This is a genomic window from Mesorhizobium sp. M8A.F.Ca.ET.181.01.1.1 (assembly GCF_004792025.1).
Taxonomy (GTDB): Bacteria; Pseudomonadota; Alphaproteobacteria; order Rhizobiales; family Rhizobiaceae; genus Mesorhizobium.
In genome coordinates, this window is record NZ_SRTV01000003.1 from 438,327 (window position 1) to 454,720 (window position 16,394).

Below are 16,394 nucleotides of genomic sequence, written 5' to 3' on the forward strand. Positions count from 1 at the left end.
CGATGAACTGGAAAACCACAGCGACCGCCATGGGGTTGGCGCTGCTCGCTTCGACGGGCCTCGCCCGCGCCGATGGCGTGCTCAACATCTACAATTGGGGCAACTACACCAGCCCCGACGTGATCAAGAAGTTCGAAGCCAAATACAACATCAAGGTGACGATCACCGACTACGATTCCAACGACACGGCGCTGGCCAAGGTTCGCCAGGGCGGCACCGGCTTCGACATAGCTGTGCCTTCGCAGACCTACGTGCCGATCTGGATCAAGGAAGGCCTCGTGCAGGAGACCGACCCGGGCCAGATGGAGAACGCCAAGAACATCGCGCCCGAATGGGCCAATCCCGACTTCGACCCCGGCCGTAAATACACTGTTCCGTGGGCCTGGGGCACGATCGGCGTCGTCGTCAATACCGATGCCTACAAGGGCCCGGCCAACACCTGGGGCATCATCTTCAACACGCCCGACGAACTGAAGGGCAAGACCAACGTCGTGCCGGAGATGGGCGACGTGATGTTCGCCGCGATCAAGTATGTCGGCGGCCAGCAGTGCACCAACGACAAGGCGGTGCTGAAGAAGGTGCGTGATCTCCTGGTGGCGGCCAAGCCGAACTGGATCGCCATGGAATACAACACCATCGAGAAGATGGGCGCCGGCGACTTCAAGGCAACCAGCGACTGGAACGGCTCGGCGCTGCGCCAGCGCCTGGCCAATCCGGCCATCCACTTCAACTATCCGAAGGAAGGCTACGGCCTGTGGAGCGACAACGTCGTCGTTCTCAAGGAAGCCAAGAACGTCGAGAACGCCAAGCTGTTCCAGAACTTCATCATGGATCCGGAAAACGCGGCGGGCCTCTCGGCCTTCCATCGTTACGCCAATGCCATCGCCGGTTCGGACAAGTACATGCCTGCCGACATGAAGGACGCTCCGGAAGTCGTCATTCCGGCCGACGCCAAGCCGCTTGGCGAACTGCAGCAGATGTGTGCCCCGGAGACGCAGGAACTCTACACCAAGATCTGGACCGAACTGCAGAAGTAGTCACAGACCCCAGGGGGCCCGGCGGCATATGCCGCCGGGCCTTTTCTTTTCCGGGAATGGCCTTTCATGGACTCCTACCGCAACAGCGATCCGCGGCCGCCGATCATGCAGGGCTCGCCGCCCGCCATGGTGCCGCCCAGGCTCGACTGGGACAGGCCGCCCTGGAACCGCTGGGCTTTCCAGCACATCAGGGAAATTCTGCCGACCGCCGAAGTCTGGCGCGGCACTGGTCACCGTCACCGTCTCGAACGCGCCGAGGTCGATCTCGACAGATTGGCGGTCGAGGACAGCGGGGGCAGGCCTTCGACGCTCGCCGGCTTGCTAGACGAGACCTATACGGACGGGTTCCTGGTGCTCAAGCACGGCAGGATTGCCTATGAGCGCTATTTCAACGGCATGGACGAGCGTACGCTGCATCTGTCGCAATCGATGGCCAAATCGGTCACCGGCTCGGTGTTCGGCATACTGGCCGGACGCGGCCTGATCGACCCGGCCAGGCCGGTCACCGATTATCTGCCGGAGCTCGGCGCTACCGGCTGGGCCGGGGCCAGCGTCCAGCACGTGCTGGACATGACGACGGGCGTGCGCTTTTCCGAGGAATACACCGACCGCTACTCCGACATCGGCCAGGTCGATGTCGCCACCGGCTGGAAGCCGGTTCCGCCGGGCAGCGATCCGGACTTCCGCTGGCCCTCGCACATGTTCGAGCTGATCCTCGGCTTGAAGGACACGGTCCGTCCGCATGGGGCAAAATTCGAGTACCGTTCGATCGAGACGGATCTGCTCGCCTTCATCATGGAGCGAGTCACCGGCAAGCGGCTGGCGCAGCTGGTCTCCGAGGAACTCTGGCAAAAGCTCGGCGCCGACGAAAGCGCCTGCTTCACCGTCGACAGCGCCGGCTATGCGCTGGCCGATGGCGGCTTCAACGCGACGCTGCGCGACTACGCCCGCTTTGGCCAGCTGATCCTCGACAATGGCGGCGGCATCGTGCCTGCCGACTGGATCGAGGCGACGCGCACTGGCACGCATGGTCCGGATTTCTCCGCCAGCCTGCCCGATGGCAGCTACCGCAACCAGTTCTGGATCGAGAATTCCAGGTCGCGGGCACTGATGTGCCGGGGTGTGTTCGGGCAGTTGATCCACATCGACTGGAACACCGGAATGGTGGTTGTGAAGCTGTCGACGTACCCGGATTTCAGCAACATGGCCTATTCCGTGGCGACGCTGAAGGCCGTGCACGCCATCGCCGCGGCGCTCGCCTGAACCTCAAGAAAGAAAAGACTGGGAGGAAACGCCATGACCGGCAAGACCGCGTTCGAGACCCGCTACGGCTTCCGCCGCAACGAGGTGCTGCTCGGCAACTGGCGCGAGAACCCGTTCAACCGCTGGACATTCCAGAATCTCGGCGAACTGGTGCCGACGGCACGTGTGGCCGCGGCACCGGGCGTCGTCGAAGCTCCTGTGCGGGACTTGGCCGGCTTGCTCGGCGAAAAGGTTTCGGTTGCCGGTGCGCCAGAGACGGTGGCCGAGTTTCTCTTGCGCTCCAGCACCGACGCGCTGACGGTGATGAAAGGCGGCAAGATCATAGGTGACTGGTTCGCCCCGTATATGGATTTCGGCGCCCGCCACATCATCTTCTCGATCAGCAAATCGGTGACCGCCATCATCGCCGGCATATTGGAAGGCGAGGGGGTGTTCGACCCCAAGGCGCCGGTGACGCACTATATCCCCGAAGCCGTCGGTTCGGCCTATGGCGATGCGAGCGCGCGGCATGTGCTCGACATGAGCGTCAGCCTCGATTTCGAGGAGGCCTATCTCGATCCGGAAAGCGCCTTCGCCCGCTATCGCCGCGCCACGCTGTGGAATCCCGGCGGCGGCACCGAAAGCCTGCGCGAATTCATCCTGACCTTGCAGCGGCTTGCCGAGCCGCATGGCCAGACCTTCCGCTACCGCTCGCCCAATTCCGACCTGCTCGGCCTGCTGTTGGAGCGGGCGTCGGGACAGCGCTTCCCCGATCTGATGCGAGAGAAACTGTGGCTGCCGCTCGGCGCCGTCAGCGAAGCCTCGATCGGCGTCGACATGGAAGGCACGGCACGCACCGCCGGCGGCATTTCGGTGACGCCGCGTGACCTGGCGCGCATCGGCGAGATGATGCGGCAGGGCGGCACGGCCAATGGCCGCCGCATCGTGCCCGAGGCCTGGGTGCGCGACACCACGGTCACCGGCGGCAGCTCGGAAGCCTGGCAGCGCGGTGCGATGCTGCCGTTGTTCCCGAAGGGCCGCTACCGCAACAAATGGTATCAGACCGGCTTCGAAAATGGCGCCTATTGCGGCATCGGCATCCATGGCCAGTGGCTTTACGTCGATCCCAGGACCGAAGTGGTGATCGCCAAGATGTCGTCGCAGCCGGAGCCGGTCGACGATCCTCTGGATGTCGAGATCGTCGCGTTCTTCGAGGCGCTGAGCCGGATGATTTGAGTTGGGGGTGGTGAGCCGGTTTATCAAACGGTAGCGCCGCCCCTCATCGCCCTGCCGGGCACTTCTCCCCGTATAGGGACGGGGAGAAGGAGCTGGCAGCAATGTCGGCTCACTTCTTGCGACGTTGGTGATTGGCGAAGCCAGTGAGACAGCCCCTCTCCCCGTCACTATACGGGGAGAGGATGCCGGCAGGCAGGTGAGGGGCAACGCTGACGTTCGATAGCAGACATGCTTTCCTGTGGACCTCGCGCACCGGCGAAGCGCTCAGCAGTTGGCGATGTGAACGTCGGCGCCTATGGTCGCCGCTCTTTTCGAAAAGAGTGGGAATAACATGGCATCCGACATCAAGCGCATCGCAGCCATCATCGCGGCCGAAATCAAGGCGCGGCCCGAACAGGCGGCCGCAGCGATCGGACTGCTCGATGAGGGTGCGACGGTGCCGTTCGTGGCGCGCTACCGCAAGGAAGTGACCGGCGGGCTGGACGACACGCAGCTGCGCGACCTTGCCGAGCGGCTCGCCTATCTGCGCGAGCTCGATGCGCGCCGCGCCACCATCCTTGGCTCGATCCGCGAACAGGGCAAGCTGACCGAAGAGCTTGAAACCAAGATCGCGGCGGCGGTCACCAAGGCGGAGCTGGAAGACATCTATCTCCCCTACAAGCCGAAGCGCCGCACCAAGGCCGAGATCGCCCGCGAGCGAGGCCTGGGGGCTTTGGCGGAGGCAATCCTCGCAGACCGCTCGCTGGTGCCCGCTGAGGTGGCGCTGGCGTATGTGACCGAGGAGGTGGCCGACGCCAAGGCGGCGCTCGAGGGCGCGCGCGACATCCTGTCGGAGCAGTTCGCGGAAAATGCCGATCTGGTCGGCAAGCTGCGGACCTACATGAAGGAGCGCGCCTTCCTGCGCGCCAGGGTGGTCGATGGCAAGCAGGAAGCCGGCGCGAAATTCTCGGACTATTTCGACCATGTCGAGCGATGGTCCACGGCGCCAAGCCACCGCGCGCTGGCCATGCTGCGCGGCCGCAACGAGGAAGTGCTGTCGCTGGACATCGAGGTCGACGCGGATGACACCTCGCCGGTGAAGCCGGTCGAGCGGATGATCGCCAACGCCTATGCCATCGGCGGCAGCCTGCCGGGCGACCGCTGGCTGATGGAGGTCGCCGGCTGGACCTGGCGGATAAAACTGTCGCTGCACCTGACGCTCGATCTGATGCGCGACCTGCGCGAACGGGCCGAGGAAGAGGCGATCCACGTCTTTGCCCGCAACCTGAAGGATCTGCTGCTGGCGGCACCCGCCGGCTCGCGGCCGACGATGGGGCTCGATCCCGGCATCCGCACCGGCGTCAAGGTGGCGGTGGTGGATGGCACCGGCAAGCTGGTGGCGACGACAACGGTCTATCCGTTCCCGCCGAGGAACGATGTGCGTGGCACGCAGGCCGAGCTTGCCGCGCTGATCCGCCAGCACAAGGTGGAACTGATCTCGATCGGCAACGGCACCGGCAGCAGAGAAACGGAAAAGCTGGTGGCCGACATGCTGTCCGACATGCCCGCGGGGGCAGGTCCGAAGCCGCTCAAGGTGATCGTCAGCGAGGCGGGTGCCTCGGTCTATTCGGCCTCGGCGGCGGCGGCGGCCGAGTTTCCCGGCCTCGACGTGTCGCTGCGCGGCGCGGTGTCGATCGCTCGGCGCCTGCAGGACCCGCTGGCCGAGCTGGTCAAGATCGAGCCGAAATCCATCGGTGTCGGCCAGTATCAGCACGATGTCGACCAGTACCGGCTCGGCCGCTCGCTGGAAGCTGTCGTGGAGGACGCCGTCAACGCGGTCGGCGTTGATCTCAACACCGCCTCGGCGCCGTTGCTGGCGCGCGTCTCGGGCCTCGGCGCGTCGCTCGCCGACGCCATTGTCGCACATCGCGATGCGACCGGACCATTCGCCAGCCGCAAGGAACTGCTCAAGGTGGCGCGGCTTGGACCGCGCGCCTTTGAACAGTCCGCCGGCTTCCTGCGCATTGCCAATGGCAGCGAGCCGCTCGATGCCTCGTCGGTGCATCCGGAAGCTTATGGCGTGGCCAAGAAGATCGTGGCGGCCTGTGGGCGCGACGTGCGTTCGCTGATGGGCGACAGCGCGGCGCTCAAGGCGCTCGATCCCCGTGTCTTCGTCGACGAGCGTTTCGGCCTGCCGACGGTGCGCGATATTCTGGCGGAGTTGGAGAAGCCCGGCCGCGACCCGCGCCCCGGCTTCAAGACCGCGACCTTCGCCGACGGCATCGACGACATCAAGGACCTGAAGCCCGGCATGCTGCTGGAAGGGACGGTGACCAACGTGGCGGCGTTTGGCGCCTTCGTCGATATCGGCGTCCACCAGGACGGGCTGGTGCATGTCTCGCAGCTTGCCGACCGTTTCATCAAGGACGCGCATGAGGTGGTCAAGGCCGGCGACGTGGTCAAGGTGCGCGTCGTCGATGTCGACATCAAGCGCAAGCGCATCGCGCTGTCCATGCGCAGGGATGGCGGCGAGGGCGGCGCATCGAAGGGCGGACCGCGCGACAATGGCGGCGGCAGGCCGGCGCCACGCTCGCCGGCGCCGCAGCGCCAGCCGGAGCGGCCGGCAGAGCAAGGTGCGTTTGGCGCGGCGCTGGCGGACGCGCTGAAGCGGAAGTAGCTACCACGCCAGAACAGCCGGCTCCTTCTCGAGCCGGCCCAGCAGCCAGTCTCGAAAACTGGCAACCGGTGGATAGCCGCGCTTGTCGCGGGGAACGACGAGGTAATAGGCGCTGCGGCTTTGCATCGGCTGGCCGGGCGCTGGCACAAGCTGGCCGCGCTGTAATTCACCCTCGATGAGGAGCAGCGGCAACAGCGCCACGCCGAGCCCCGCCATGCAGGCCTGGGCGGCGGTGCCGAACTGTTCGAACTGCATTCCGGGTCCGGTCGGAGCGCTCAGAGCCTGATGCTCGAACCATTCCGTCCAGGCGCCTGGGCGCGTCGTCATGTGCAGCAGCGGCAAACGGCCGATGTCGGCCGGCGTGGCGATGGCGCGGCCGGCGAGGAATTCGGGCGACACCACCGGCGCCACCGTTTCGCGCACCAGAAGCGTCGAGTCGGCTTCCGGCCAGTCCGGCAGGCCGAAGTGGATGGCCGCATCCAGCCTCTCCCGGGCGAAGTCGAAGCGGCCGACACGGGTGACGAAGTTGATGGTTATGTCGGGGTTGCTTTCGACGAAATCGGGGATCATCGGCATCAGCCAGCGCGTGCCGAAGGTCGGCAGAATGGCGAGGTTCAGGATGCCGCTATGCTGATTGCTCATCAATCCGAGCGCCGCGTCGCGCAATTGGCCAAGGGCCGAACGCACCGTCTCGGCATAGATTTCGCCTGCCGTGGACAGGCGGACGTTGCGGCTGTCGCGCTCGAACAATCGGCGGCCGAACTGATCTTCCAACAGCCGGATCTGCCGGCTGACCGCACCCTGGGTCAAATCCAGCTCCTGGGCAGCGGCGGTGAAGGAGCCGAGCCGGGCCACCGCCTCGAAGGCGGCGAGGGCACTGATGTTGGGCAAAAGGCGACGCTGGACACTCATGATCCATTCCTAACGCTCATTGATCGGTGAAGCAATTTCGTTTGATTTTTTCAAGGCACAGGCCGATAAGCCGGGCTTCACCCTTCGAAGGATCGAAAAGCCATGGCCGCTGACAAGAATGCATTCGTCTGGGAAGACCCGTTCCTGATCGAGGGCCAGCTTTCGGAAGATGAGCGTATGGTGCGCGACGGCGCTGCCGCCTTTGCCGCCGACAAGCTCGCGCCGCGCATCGAGGAAGCGTATCTCAACGAGACTTTCGACACGGCGATCTTCCGCGAGATGGGCGAGGCCGGCCTGCTCGGCATCAACATCCCGGAGGAGTTCGGTGGCCTCGGCGCAAACTATGTCACCTATGGGCTGGTGGCGCGGGAAGTCGAACGTGTCGATTCCGGCTACCGCTCGATGATGTCGGTGCAGTCGTCGCTGGTGATGTATCCAATTTACGCCTATGGCTCGGATGAACAGCGCAAGAAGTACCTGCCGAAGCTCGCCAGTGGCGAATGGATCGGCTGTTTTGGCCTGACCGAGCCGGATGCCGGCTCCGACCCCGGCGGCATGAAGACCCGCGCCGAAAAGACCGCCAACGGTTACAAGCTGACCGGCTCCAAGATGTGGATTTCCAATGCGCCGGTCGCCGACGTGTTCGTCGTCTGGGCGAAGGTGAAGGGCGAGAACGGCAAGGACGAGATCCGCGGTTTCGTGCTGGAAAAGGGCATGAAGGGGCTTTCGGCCCCCAAGATCGGCGGCAAGCTCTCGCTGCGCGCTTCGATCACCGGCGAAGTGGTGATGGAAGGCGTCGAGGTCGGCGAGGACGCGCTGCTGCCCAATGCCAAGGGCCTCGGCGGACCGTTCGGTTGCCTCAACCGGGCCCGCTTCGGCATTTCCTGGGGCTCGATGGGAGCGGCGGAAGATTGCTGGCATCGCGCTCGCCAGTATGGCCTGGACCGCAAGCAGTTCGGCAAGCCGCTGGCCGGCACCCAGCTTTACCAGAAGAAGCTCGCCGACATGCAAACCGAGATCGCGCTTGGGCTGCAGGCATCCTTGCGCGTCGGGCGGCTGCTCGACGAGGGCAAGATGGCGCCGGAGATGATCTCGATCGTCAAGCGCAACAATTGCGGCAAGGCGCTCGATATCGCCCGCCAGGCCCGCGACATGCATGGCGGCAACGGCATCCAGATCGGCTACCACGTGATGCGCCACGCGCAGAACCTCGAGACCGTCAACACCTATGAGGGCACGCATGACGTGCATGCGCTGATCCTTGGACGGGCGCAGACGGGGATACAGGCGTTCTTTTGAGCGACTTTAAGCCGGCAACGGGTTCTTTAGTTTAGGTGCGCCGCAACATCCGCTTGGAGAATGGCGGCCAGATGTGGCAGGGTTCGGCCAGCTAAACGCCGATCCCGGGGCCCCATGGCAATTCTGGCAGCCGTCTATCACCTGACCCACTACAAATATGACCGGCCGGTGGTGCTCGGCCCTCAAATCATCAGGCTTCAGCCTGCACCGCATTCCCGCACCAAGGTGTTGAGCCATTCGCTGAAGGTCGAACCGGCGAACCATTTCGTCAATCTGCAACAGGATCCCTACGGCAATTTCCTCGCCCGGTTCGTCTTTCCCGAGCCGGTGACGGAGCTGAAGATCGAGGTCGACCTCGTCGCCGACATGACCGTCTACAATCCGTTCGACTTCTTCGTCGAACCGTCGGCGGAGGCGTTCCCGTTCGATTATCCCGAGGAAATCAGGGAGGATCTGGCCATCTACCGGACACCGGAGCCGGCGGGGCCGCTTCTCTCGGCTTTCCTGGAATCCGTCGACCGCAGCGCGCCCAACACGGTCAATTTCCTCGTCGACCTCAATGCAAGGCTGCAGCGCGAGATCGCCTATATCGTGCGCATGGAGACCGGCGTCTTCTCACCGGAGGAAACGCTGGCCGCGGGCAAGGGTTCGTGCCGCGATTCAAGCTGGCTGCTGGTGCAGATCCTGCGCAATCTCGGCATCGCCGCGCGCTTCGTCTCGGGCTACCTGATCCAACTCAAGCCCGACCTTGTCGCGCTGGATGGGCCCGCAGGTACATCGGTCGATTTCACCGACCTGCATGCCTGGTGCGAGGTCTATCTTCCCGGCGCCGGCTGGATCGGCTTCGACCCGACCTCCGGCCTGCTCACCGGCGAGAGCCATGTGCCGCTGGCCGCGACACCGCATTTCCGCAATGCGGCACCGATTTCGGGCATGGCGAGCTTTGCCAATGTCGAGTTCGGCTTCGACATGCGGGTCGATCGCATCGCCGAACATCCGCGCATCACCAAGCCGTTCTCGGATGAAAGCTGGCAGGCGCTGGACGCGCTCGGCAACAAGGTCGATGCCGCGCTCGCGGCCGGGGATGTGCGGCTGACGATGGGCGGCGAGCCGACCTTCGTGTCGATCGACGATTTCGAATCCGCCGAGTGGAACACGGCCGCCGTCGGGCCGACCAAGCGCGAAAAGGCCGACGCGCTGATCCGCCGGCTGCGCGAGCGCTTCGCGCCGGGAGGCTTTCTGCACTACGGCCAGGGCAAATGGTATCCCGGCGAAAGCCTGCCGCGCTGGACGTTTTCGCTCTACTGGCGCGCCGACGGCGAGCCGGTATGGAGCGACCCGTCGCTGATCGCGCGGGAGAAAAGCTCGGCCGATATCGGGCCGAAACAGGCCGAAAGCCTGCTGACGGCGATCGCCGGCGAGCTCGGCATCGACACCTCCATGGTCAGCGAAGCCTATGAGGACCCAGCCGAATGGCTGCTCAAGGAAGGCAAGCTGCCCGACAATGTCGACCCGTCCAACTCCAAGCTGGAAGACCCGGAAGAGCGCAGCCGCATGGCGAAGGTGTTCGAGCGCGGGCTGACCAAGCCGTCCGGCTATGTGCTGCCGGTTCAGCGCTGGAACAGCCAGGCGTCCGGCCAGCGCTGGCGGTCGGAAAAATGGACGACGCGGCGCGGCCGGTTGTTCCTGGTGCCCGGCGATTCGCCGGTCGGCTATCGTCTGCCGTTGGGAACGCTGCCCTATGTGCCGCCGGCGCAATTTCCCTACATCGTGCCTGTCGATCCGTCGCTGCCGCGTGGGCCGCTCCCCGTGCGGGAAGCGATCTTGCCGACGGCCGCTCCGGCCGAACTGGAAGGCGCCGACGAAATGGCCCGCCGCCAGCAGGCGGTATCCTTCACCGCTGTCAGTGGCCAGCAGGACCGCGTCGAGCAGGAGATCACCGAAATCGGCGGGGCGGTGCGCACGGCACTTTCGGTCGAACCGCGTGACGGAAGGCTGTGCGTTTTCATGCCGCCGGTCGAGGCGCTGGAAGACTATCTCGAACTCGTGGCCGCTGCCGAGAACGCTGCAAAGGCGATAGGCCTTCCCGTGCATATCGAGGGCTACGGCCCGCCGCACGATCCGCGCCTCAACGTCATCCGCGTGGCACCCGATCCCGGCGTCATCGAGGTCAACATCCATCCCGCCTCGAACTGGCAGGATTGCGTGGCGACCACGACGGCGATCTACGAGGAGGCGCGGCAGACGCGGCTGGGCGCCGACAAGTTCATGATCGACGGCCGCCACACCGGTACCGGCGGCGGCAACCATGTCGTGGTCGGCGGCGCCACGCCCAACGACAGCCCGTTCCTGCGCCGGCCCGATCTGTTGAAAAGCCTGGTGCTGCAATGGCAGCGGCGTCCCTCGCTGTCCTATCTCTTCTCCGGCCTGTTCATCGGCCCGACCAGCCAGGCGCCGCGCTTCGACGAGGCCCGACACGATTCGCTCTATGAGCTCGAGATCGCGATGGCGCAGGTGCCGCATCCCGACCAGGGTAATCCACCTCTGCCATGGCTGGTCGACCGCCTGTTCCGCAATCTGTTGACCGACGTCACCGGCAATACGCACCGCTCGGAAATCTGTATCGACAAGCTGTTTTCCCCCGATGGCCCAACTGGCCGGCTTGGCCTTGTCGAATTCCGTGGATTCGAGATGCCACCCAATGCGCGCATGTCTCTGGCGCAGCAGTTGCTGGTCAGGGCAATCATCGCACGCGCCTGGAAGAACCCGCTCGACGGGCGCTTCGTGCGCTGGGGCACCTCGCTGCATGACCGCTTCATGCTGCCGCACTATGTCTGGGCGGATTTTCTCGAGGTGCTCGACGACCTCAAGCTCAACGGCTTCGAGTTTCGGCCCGAATGGTTCGACGCCCAGCTCGAATTCCGCTTTCCCTTCTGCGGCGAAGTCCAGCATGCCGGCATCAAGCTGGAGCTCAGGCAGGCGCTGGAGCCGTGGCATGTGATGGGCGAGCAGGGCGCGATCGGCGGCACGGTGCGTTTCGTCGATTCCTCGGTCGAACGGCTGCAGGTCAAGGCCGAAGGTCTCAATCCGGAGCGCCACGCGATCGTCTGCAACGGCCGCATCGTGCCGATGAGGGTTACCGACGACAGGGAGGTCGCGGTGGCGGGCGTGCGCTTCAAGGCCTGGCAGCCGGCCTCGGGGCTGCATCCCGCGCTGCCGGTCAACACGCCGCTGGTATTCGACATCTATGATCGCTGGTCCGGCAGGGCGGTAGGCGGCTGCGTCTACCATGTCGCGCATCCCGGTGGGCGCAACTACGACACTTTCCCGGTCAACGGCAACGAGGCGGAGGCACGGCGGCTCGCCCGCTTCGAACCGCGCGGCCATACGCCGTCCGGCTATGTGTTGCGCGAGGAACAGCCGGCGGAAGATTTCCCGATGACCCTTGACCTCAGGCGTCCACCAAGACTGTGATCTGACATGGCAAAGGGGAATCACAAAAGGGTACGCGGCAAGCCGCAGGCCCACAGCCTGCTGGAGCACTACCAGCCGATCGATGGCGTCGTCGACGAGATGGTTGACGCTTCGGGCAATCCCCGTCCGGTCTGGAAGCATTTTGTCGAGGCGCTGGACGAACTCGGGGCCGAAAAGCTCGGTCAGCGCTTCGCCCGCGCCGACCAGTATCTGCGTGATGCCGGTGTTTACTACCGCGTCTATGACAAGGCGGGCGCCAACGAGCGCGAATGGCCGCTGGCGCATATTCCCGTGCTCATCGAGGACAGCGAGTGGCAGGCGATCAGCGCCGGCCTGGTGCAGCGCGCCGACCTGTTCGAGGAAATTGTCGCCGATATCCATGGGCAGAACCGGCTGATCGACAAAGGCATCCTGCCGGCAGGGCTGATCGCGGCAAGCCCCGAATATTTGCGACCCGTGGTTGGCACCACGCCGGCGGGGGGGCATTTCCTGCACTTCTGCGCCTTCGAACTCGGCCGGGGCCCTGACGGCCGCTGGTGGGTGCTGGGCGACCGCACCCAGGCGCCTTCAGGCGCCGGTTTCGCGCTGGAGAACCGCGTCGCCACCACGCGCGCCTTGTCCGACATCTATGGCGAGATGCATGTGCACCGGCTCGCCGGCTTCTTCCGTCGTTTCCGCGATGCGCTGATCGGCATGGCAAAGGAGAGCGACGGCCGCGTCGCCATCCTGACGCCGGGCCCCCTCAACGAAACCTACTACGAACACGCCTATATCGCCCGCTACCTCGGCATCATGCTGCTCGAAGGCGAGGATCTGACCGTTTCCGGCGGCAGGCTGATGGTGCGCACCGTGTCCGGCCTGATGCCGATCAGCGTGCTGTGGAGGCGGCTCGACGCCGCCTTCGCCGATCCGCTCGAACTGCGCCCGGATTCGCAGATCGGCACGCCGGGCCTGGTCGAAGCGATCCGGCAAGGCACGGTGTCCACCGTCAATGCGCTTGGCTCTGGCCTGATGGAGACGCGTGCGCTGCTTGCCTTCCTGCCCAAGATCGCGCGCGAATTGTGGGGCGAGGAGCTGCTTTTGCCCAGTGTGGCGACATGGTGGTGCGGGCAGGAGACGGAGCGCGCCCATGTGCTCGCCAATATCGATCGCATGGTGGTCGGCCCGGCGCTGTCGACAAGACTTGCCTTTGAGGATGACGGACAGACAAAGCTCGGCTCGGCGCTGTCGGTCGGGGAACGGGCGGAGCTGGTGGCGCGCATCGAACGCGATGGCGAGGCCTTCGTTGGCCAGGAAGCGGTGACGCTTTCGACGACGCCCGTCTATGTCGGCGGCTGGCTGGAGCCCCGGCCGGCGAGCCTGCGCGTCTATCTGGCGCGCACGCCCGAGGGCTGGACGGTTATGCCGGGCGGTTTCGCCCGTGTCGGCCTGTCGCTCGACCCGACGGCGATCGCCATGCAGCGCGGCGGCCAGGCGGCCGATGTCTGGGTGGTCAGTGACAAACCGGTCGAGCGCGAGACGCTGCTGCCGCAAGAGGGTGACAGCTTCAACCGCACCAAGCCGGGCAGCCTGCCCAGCCGCGCGGCGGAAAACCTGACCTGGCTCGGCCGCTACATCGAACGTTCGGAAGACACCGTGCGCATCCTGCGCGCCTATCATGTGCGGCTCGCCGAAACATCCGATCCCGACATGCCGCTGCTGGCCGACATCAGGGACTATCTCGAACCGTTCGGCATCGATGTCGAGACGGCGATCCCGTCAGGATTGATCGGTACGCTCGACAGCGCCGTCTACAGCGCCGGCCAGATCCGCGATCGTTTCTCGCCGGATGGCTGGCTGGCGCTCAAGGATTTGTCGAAGACCATCCATCAGTTCGCTACCACCGTGGCGCCCGGCGACGACGCGACGCGGGCCATGACCGTCATCCTGCGCAAGCTTGCCGGATTCTCAGGCCTTTTGCATGAGAACATGTACCGGTTCGCGGGCTGGCGCTTCCTCGAGATCGGCCGGCGGCTGGAGCGCGGCATCCAGATCGCCGGCACGCTGGCCCGACTGACCGGCAGCAAGGCGCCGGATGGCGCGCTGGATATGATGCTGGAGATCGGCGACAGCGTCATGACCCATCGCCGGCAATATCCGGTGCAGGCCGGCCGGCGCACGGTGATCGATCTCCTGGCGCTCGATCCGCTCAATCCACGCTCCATCCTGTTCCAGTTGGAAAGGCTGAAGGCCGAGATCGGGCTGTTGCCGACGACAGGCGGCGAGGGGCATATGTCGGCAGCGGCCAAGGAGATCCTGCAGCTCAACACGGCCATCGCCATCAAGGAACCGGCTGACATGACGACGAAGGCGCTGAACGAACTCGCCAGCGAAATCGGCGGCCTCTACAACAGCCTCGCCAGAGCCTATTTCGGCTAGAAAGCAATGGCCATGCTGTACGACATCCGGCTTCTGCTCCATTACGACTACGCCGCCGCTGCCGGCGGCGGCCGGCATCAGGTGCGGGTGCTGCCGCCGACCATCAGCGGCGTGCAACGGGTCATCGCCGCTTCGCTGTCCTTCGAGCCGGCGCCCAATGAACGATCCGACTTCACCGATTTTTTCGGCAACAACGTCACCTCGATCGCGTTTCGCGACGCGCATGAAGCGCTCGACATAAGGATGAGCGCGCGCGTGGCGGTGTCGCGGCCCGAGCCCGGGCTCGACGTGTCGCCCGATATCGTCCGGCTGAGGCGGGAACTCGCCGCCGTGCGGTCGCTGGCGCCCGCCTCGCCGCATCACTTCTTGGCGGCAAGCGGTCACGCCGGAATGGACGCGGCGATCACCGCCTATGCGCAAGGCAGCGTCGGCGGCTCGACCGCCGGCACGGCGATGAGCCTCTGCAAGCGCATCCACCATGATTTCACCTATGATGGCGAAGCGACCACGGTGCGGACCCGGGCCAGCGATGCCTTCCGGCTGAAGCGCGGGGTCTGCCAGGATTTCTCCCACATCATGATCGCCGGGCTGCGCGGTCTCGGCATTCCGGCCGGCTATGTCAGCGGCTTCCTGCGTACCATTCCGCCCAAGGGCAAGCCCCGGCTGGAAGGTGCGGATGCCATGCATGCCTGGGTCAAGGTCTGGTGCGGGCGTGATGCCGGCTGGCAGGAATTCGACCCGACCAACGGCATGCGGGCTTCCAACGACCATATCACTGTCGGTTACGGGCGCGACTATTCGGATGTGGCGCCCATCGTCGGTGTGCTGAAGACGACCGGCGGACAGGTCGGGGAGCAGGCCGTGGACGTCATCCCGGTGGTGCTCGAAAAGGCGTGAAAACGGGCGCGCCGACTTGCCCGGCGCCGCGAGTGCCCGCGATAGATGGAGTAGACTTCTCAAACATCGATGAGGCCATTGGAGCAGTTCACCGTTTCACGGAAACGGCGAGCCGCTCTAACTCCTTGATTTGGCGCAATTCCGAACGGAAAAACCGTTTCGCACTTTACCTGGAATTGCTTTAGTCTGTATTCGTTCCGAGGGAGAATAGTCTAAAGCGGCTGCGTACAGGTGCGGGTTTGTCATTGAAAACTGTCAGCGTCGTCATACCCGCGCACAATGCGGCGGCAACGATTGCCAAAACGCTGGCGTCGCTTGGCGGAGAGGCCGGGTTTATCGGCGAGATTCTGCTGGTCGACGATCAATCGACCGATGGCACGGCCGATGCTGCGCGGCAGGCGGCCGCGCGATCCTCCCTGCCGCTCCGTGTGCTGCCGGCCAATTGCCGCGACGCCGGCGGCGCCCGCAACCTGGCGCTCGATGAGGCGATCCATCCATGGGTCTACCTGATCGATGCCGACGACCTGCATCTTCAGGGTGGCTTGCGCTCCTTGCTGTCGCAAGCGGAAAGCCAGCCCAAGGCCGACATGATCGTCGGCGCCTTCCGGCGCAGGGTGAACGGCGAGGACCGGCAGATCAAGGTGCCAAACGGATATACCGCGGCCTGCCTCACCAATGCCTCCGCCTATGTGAAGGGGGATATACGCTCGGTGGCGGTGGGCAGTGTGCTGGCTTCCCGGCGTCTCATCGGCGAGACCCGGTTCCCGGTCGGGCTCGCCTTCGATGAGGACACGCTGTTCTGGGCGCGGCTGATGAGCAAGGCGTCGCTGGCCATGGTTCAGCGTCCCGTCATGATTTACGAAGTTTCAGCGGAGCGCTCCGATGATCGCTTCACGGTCAACCCGGCGCGCCGCTTCCTGGATTGGCGCCGGGAGTTGCGGAAGCTCACCGATTGCGGCATCCCGATTTCGGCACTGAAAGCCAGGGAGGGCCTTGTCGCGCTCAAGATCGCCCGCGTCCACTATGCGCGGGGCGACCTGGAGACCGCGTCGCGCTTCCTGGCAGTGGCCGCGGCCGCACCGAAGCGGCGTTCGGAAGCCTGGCGCTGCCTGCGCTACACGCTCAAGCTCAAGGTGCGGCGCCGGCTGTCCTTTCCGCTGACCCAGATGCAGGGCGCGTTGTAGGCCTCGCGCCGCGCCAGGCGCCGACGCCAGCAGGATCGC

At 65.1% G+C, this 16,394-nt stretch carries 10 protein-coding genes; 9 read left to right on the top strand and 1 reads right to left on the bottom strand.

The genetic code is table 11. The features are described 5' to 3' along the window. The first annotated feature begins 2 nt into the window (after positions 1–2). The 4 genes from EN824_RS14815 (at position 3) to EN824_RS14835 (ending at position 6,171) form a co-directional block, all read left to right on the top strand. On the top strand, positions 3–1,037 hold the full coding sequence (locus EN824_RS14815; protein ID WP_135932428.1) for an extracellular solute-binding protein: 1,035 nt from the start codon (positions 3–5) through the stop codon (positions 1,035–1,037). Between the two features lie 66 nt (positions 1,038–1,103). Continuing rightward, on the top strand, positions 1,104–2,300 hold the full coding sequence (locus EN824_RS14820; RefSeq protein ID WP_135932429.1) for a serine hydrolase: 1,197 nt from the start codon (positions 1,104–1,106) through the stop codon (positions 2,298–2,300). Positions 2,301–2,333: 33 nt separating this feature from the next. Beyond that, positions 2,334–3,515, top strand: a complete 1,182-nt coding sequence (locus tag EN824_RS14825) for a serine hydrolase (RefSeq protein ID WP_135932430.1) — start codon at positions 2,334–2,336, stop codon at positions 3,513–3,515. 331 nt (positions 3,516–3,846) lie between these two features. Further along, complete coding sequence (locus tag EN824_RS14835) at positions 3,847–6,171, top strand: Tex family protein (protein WP_127280465.1); 2,325 nt, start codon at positions 3,847–3,849, stop codon at positions 6,169–6,171. Here EN824_RS14835 and EN824_RS14840 read toward each other — a convergent pair whose 3' ends face one another. Next, on the bottom strand, positions 6,172–7,083 hold the full coding sequence (locus EN824_RS14840; protein WP_135865527.1) for a LysR family transcriptional regulator: 912 nt from the start codon (positions 7,081–7,083) through the stop codon (positions 6,172–6,174). It lies immediately after the preceding gene. Between the two features lie 102 nt (positions 7,084–7,185). On the opposite strand from EN824_RS14840, the gene EN824_RS14845 reads away from it, so the two are divergent. The 5 genes from EN824_RS14845 to EN824_RS14865 all read left to right on the top strand — a co-directional run bounded on the left by EN824_RS14845 (position 7,186) and on the right by EN824_RS14865 (position 16,355). Next, positions 7,186–8,382, top strand: coding sequence for an acyl-CoA dehydrogenase (locus tag EN824_RS14845; protein WP_127279617.1), 1,197 nt, complete (start codon positions 7,186–7,188; stop codon positions 8,380–8,382). Between the two features lie 114 nt (positions 8,383–8,496). Continuing rightward, the gene (locus tag EN824_RS14850) at positions 8,497–11,856 is read left to right on the top strand and encodes a transglutaminase family protein (RefSeq protein WP_135932431.1); all 3,360 of its coding nucleotides are present in this window, start codon (positions 8,497–8,499) and stop codon (positions 11,854–11,856) included. A gap of 6 nt (positions 11,857–11,862) precedes the next feature. Then, complete coding sequence (locus tag EN824_RS14855) at positions 11,863–14,274, top strand: circularly permuted type 2 ATP-grasp protein (protein WP_127869855.1); 2,412 nt, start codon at positions 11,863–11,865, stop codon at positions 14,272–14,274. A 12-nt stretch (positions 14,275–14,286) separates the two neighbouring features. Further along, positions 14,287–15,171, top strand: coding sequence for a transglutaminase family protein (locus tag EN824_RS14860; protein ID WP_135932432.1), 885 nt, complete (start codon positions 14,287–14,289; stop codon positions 15,169–15,171). Between the two features lie 245 nt (positions 15,172–15,416). Then, positions 15,417–16,355, top strand: a complete 939-nt coding sequence (locus EN824_RS14865) for a glycosyltransferase family 2 protein (protein ID WP_127275604.1) — start codon at positions 15,417–15,419, stop codon at positions 16,353–16,355. The last annotated feature ends 39 nt before the right edge of the window (positions 16,356–16,394 follow it).

Coding starts and splice junctions, on each gene's coding strand:
- EN824_RS14820 (WP_135932429.1), top strand. CDS start 1,104: ATGGACTCCTACCGCAACAGCGATCCGCGGCCGCCGATCATGCAGGGC.
- EN824_RS14855 (WP_127869855.1), top strand. CDS start 11,863: ATGGCAAAGGGGAATCACAAAAGGGTACGCGGCAAGCCGCAGGCCCAC.
- EN824_RS14835 (WP_127280465.1), top strand. CDS start 3,847: ATGGCATCCGACATCAAGCGCATCGCAGCCATCATCGCGGCCGAAATC.
- EN824_RS14860 (WP_135932432.1), top strand. CDS start 14,287: ATGCTGTACGACATCCGGCTTCTGCTCCATTACGACTACGCCGCCGCT.
- EN824_RS14845 (WP_127279617.1), top strand. CDS start 7,186: ATGGCCGCTGACAAGAATGCATTCGTCTGGGAAGACCCGTTCCTGATC.
- EN824_RS14815 (WP_135932428.1), top strand. CDS start 3: ATGAACTGGAAAACCACAGCGACCGCCATGGGGTTGGCGCTGCTCGCT.
- EN824_RS14825 (WP_135932430.1), top strand. CDS start 2,334: ATGACCGGCAAGACCGCGTTCGAGACCCGCTACGGCTTCCGCCGCAAC.
- EN824_RS14840 (WP_135865527.1), bottom strand. CDS start 7,083: ATGAGTGTCCAGCGTCGCCTTTTGCCCAACATCAGTGCCCTCGCCGCC.
- EN824_RS14850 (WP_135932431.1), top strand. CDS start 8,497: ATGGCAATTCTGGCAGCCGTCTATCACCTGACCCACTACAAATATGAC.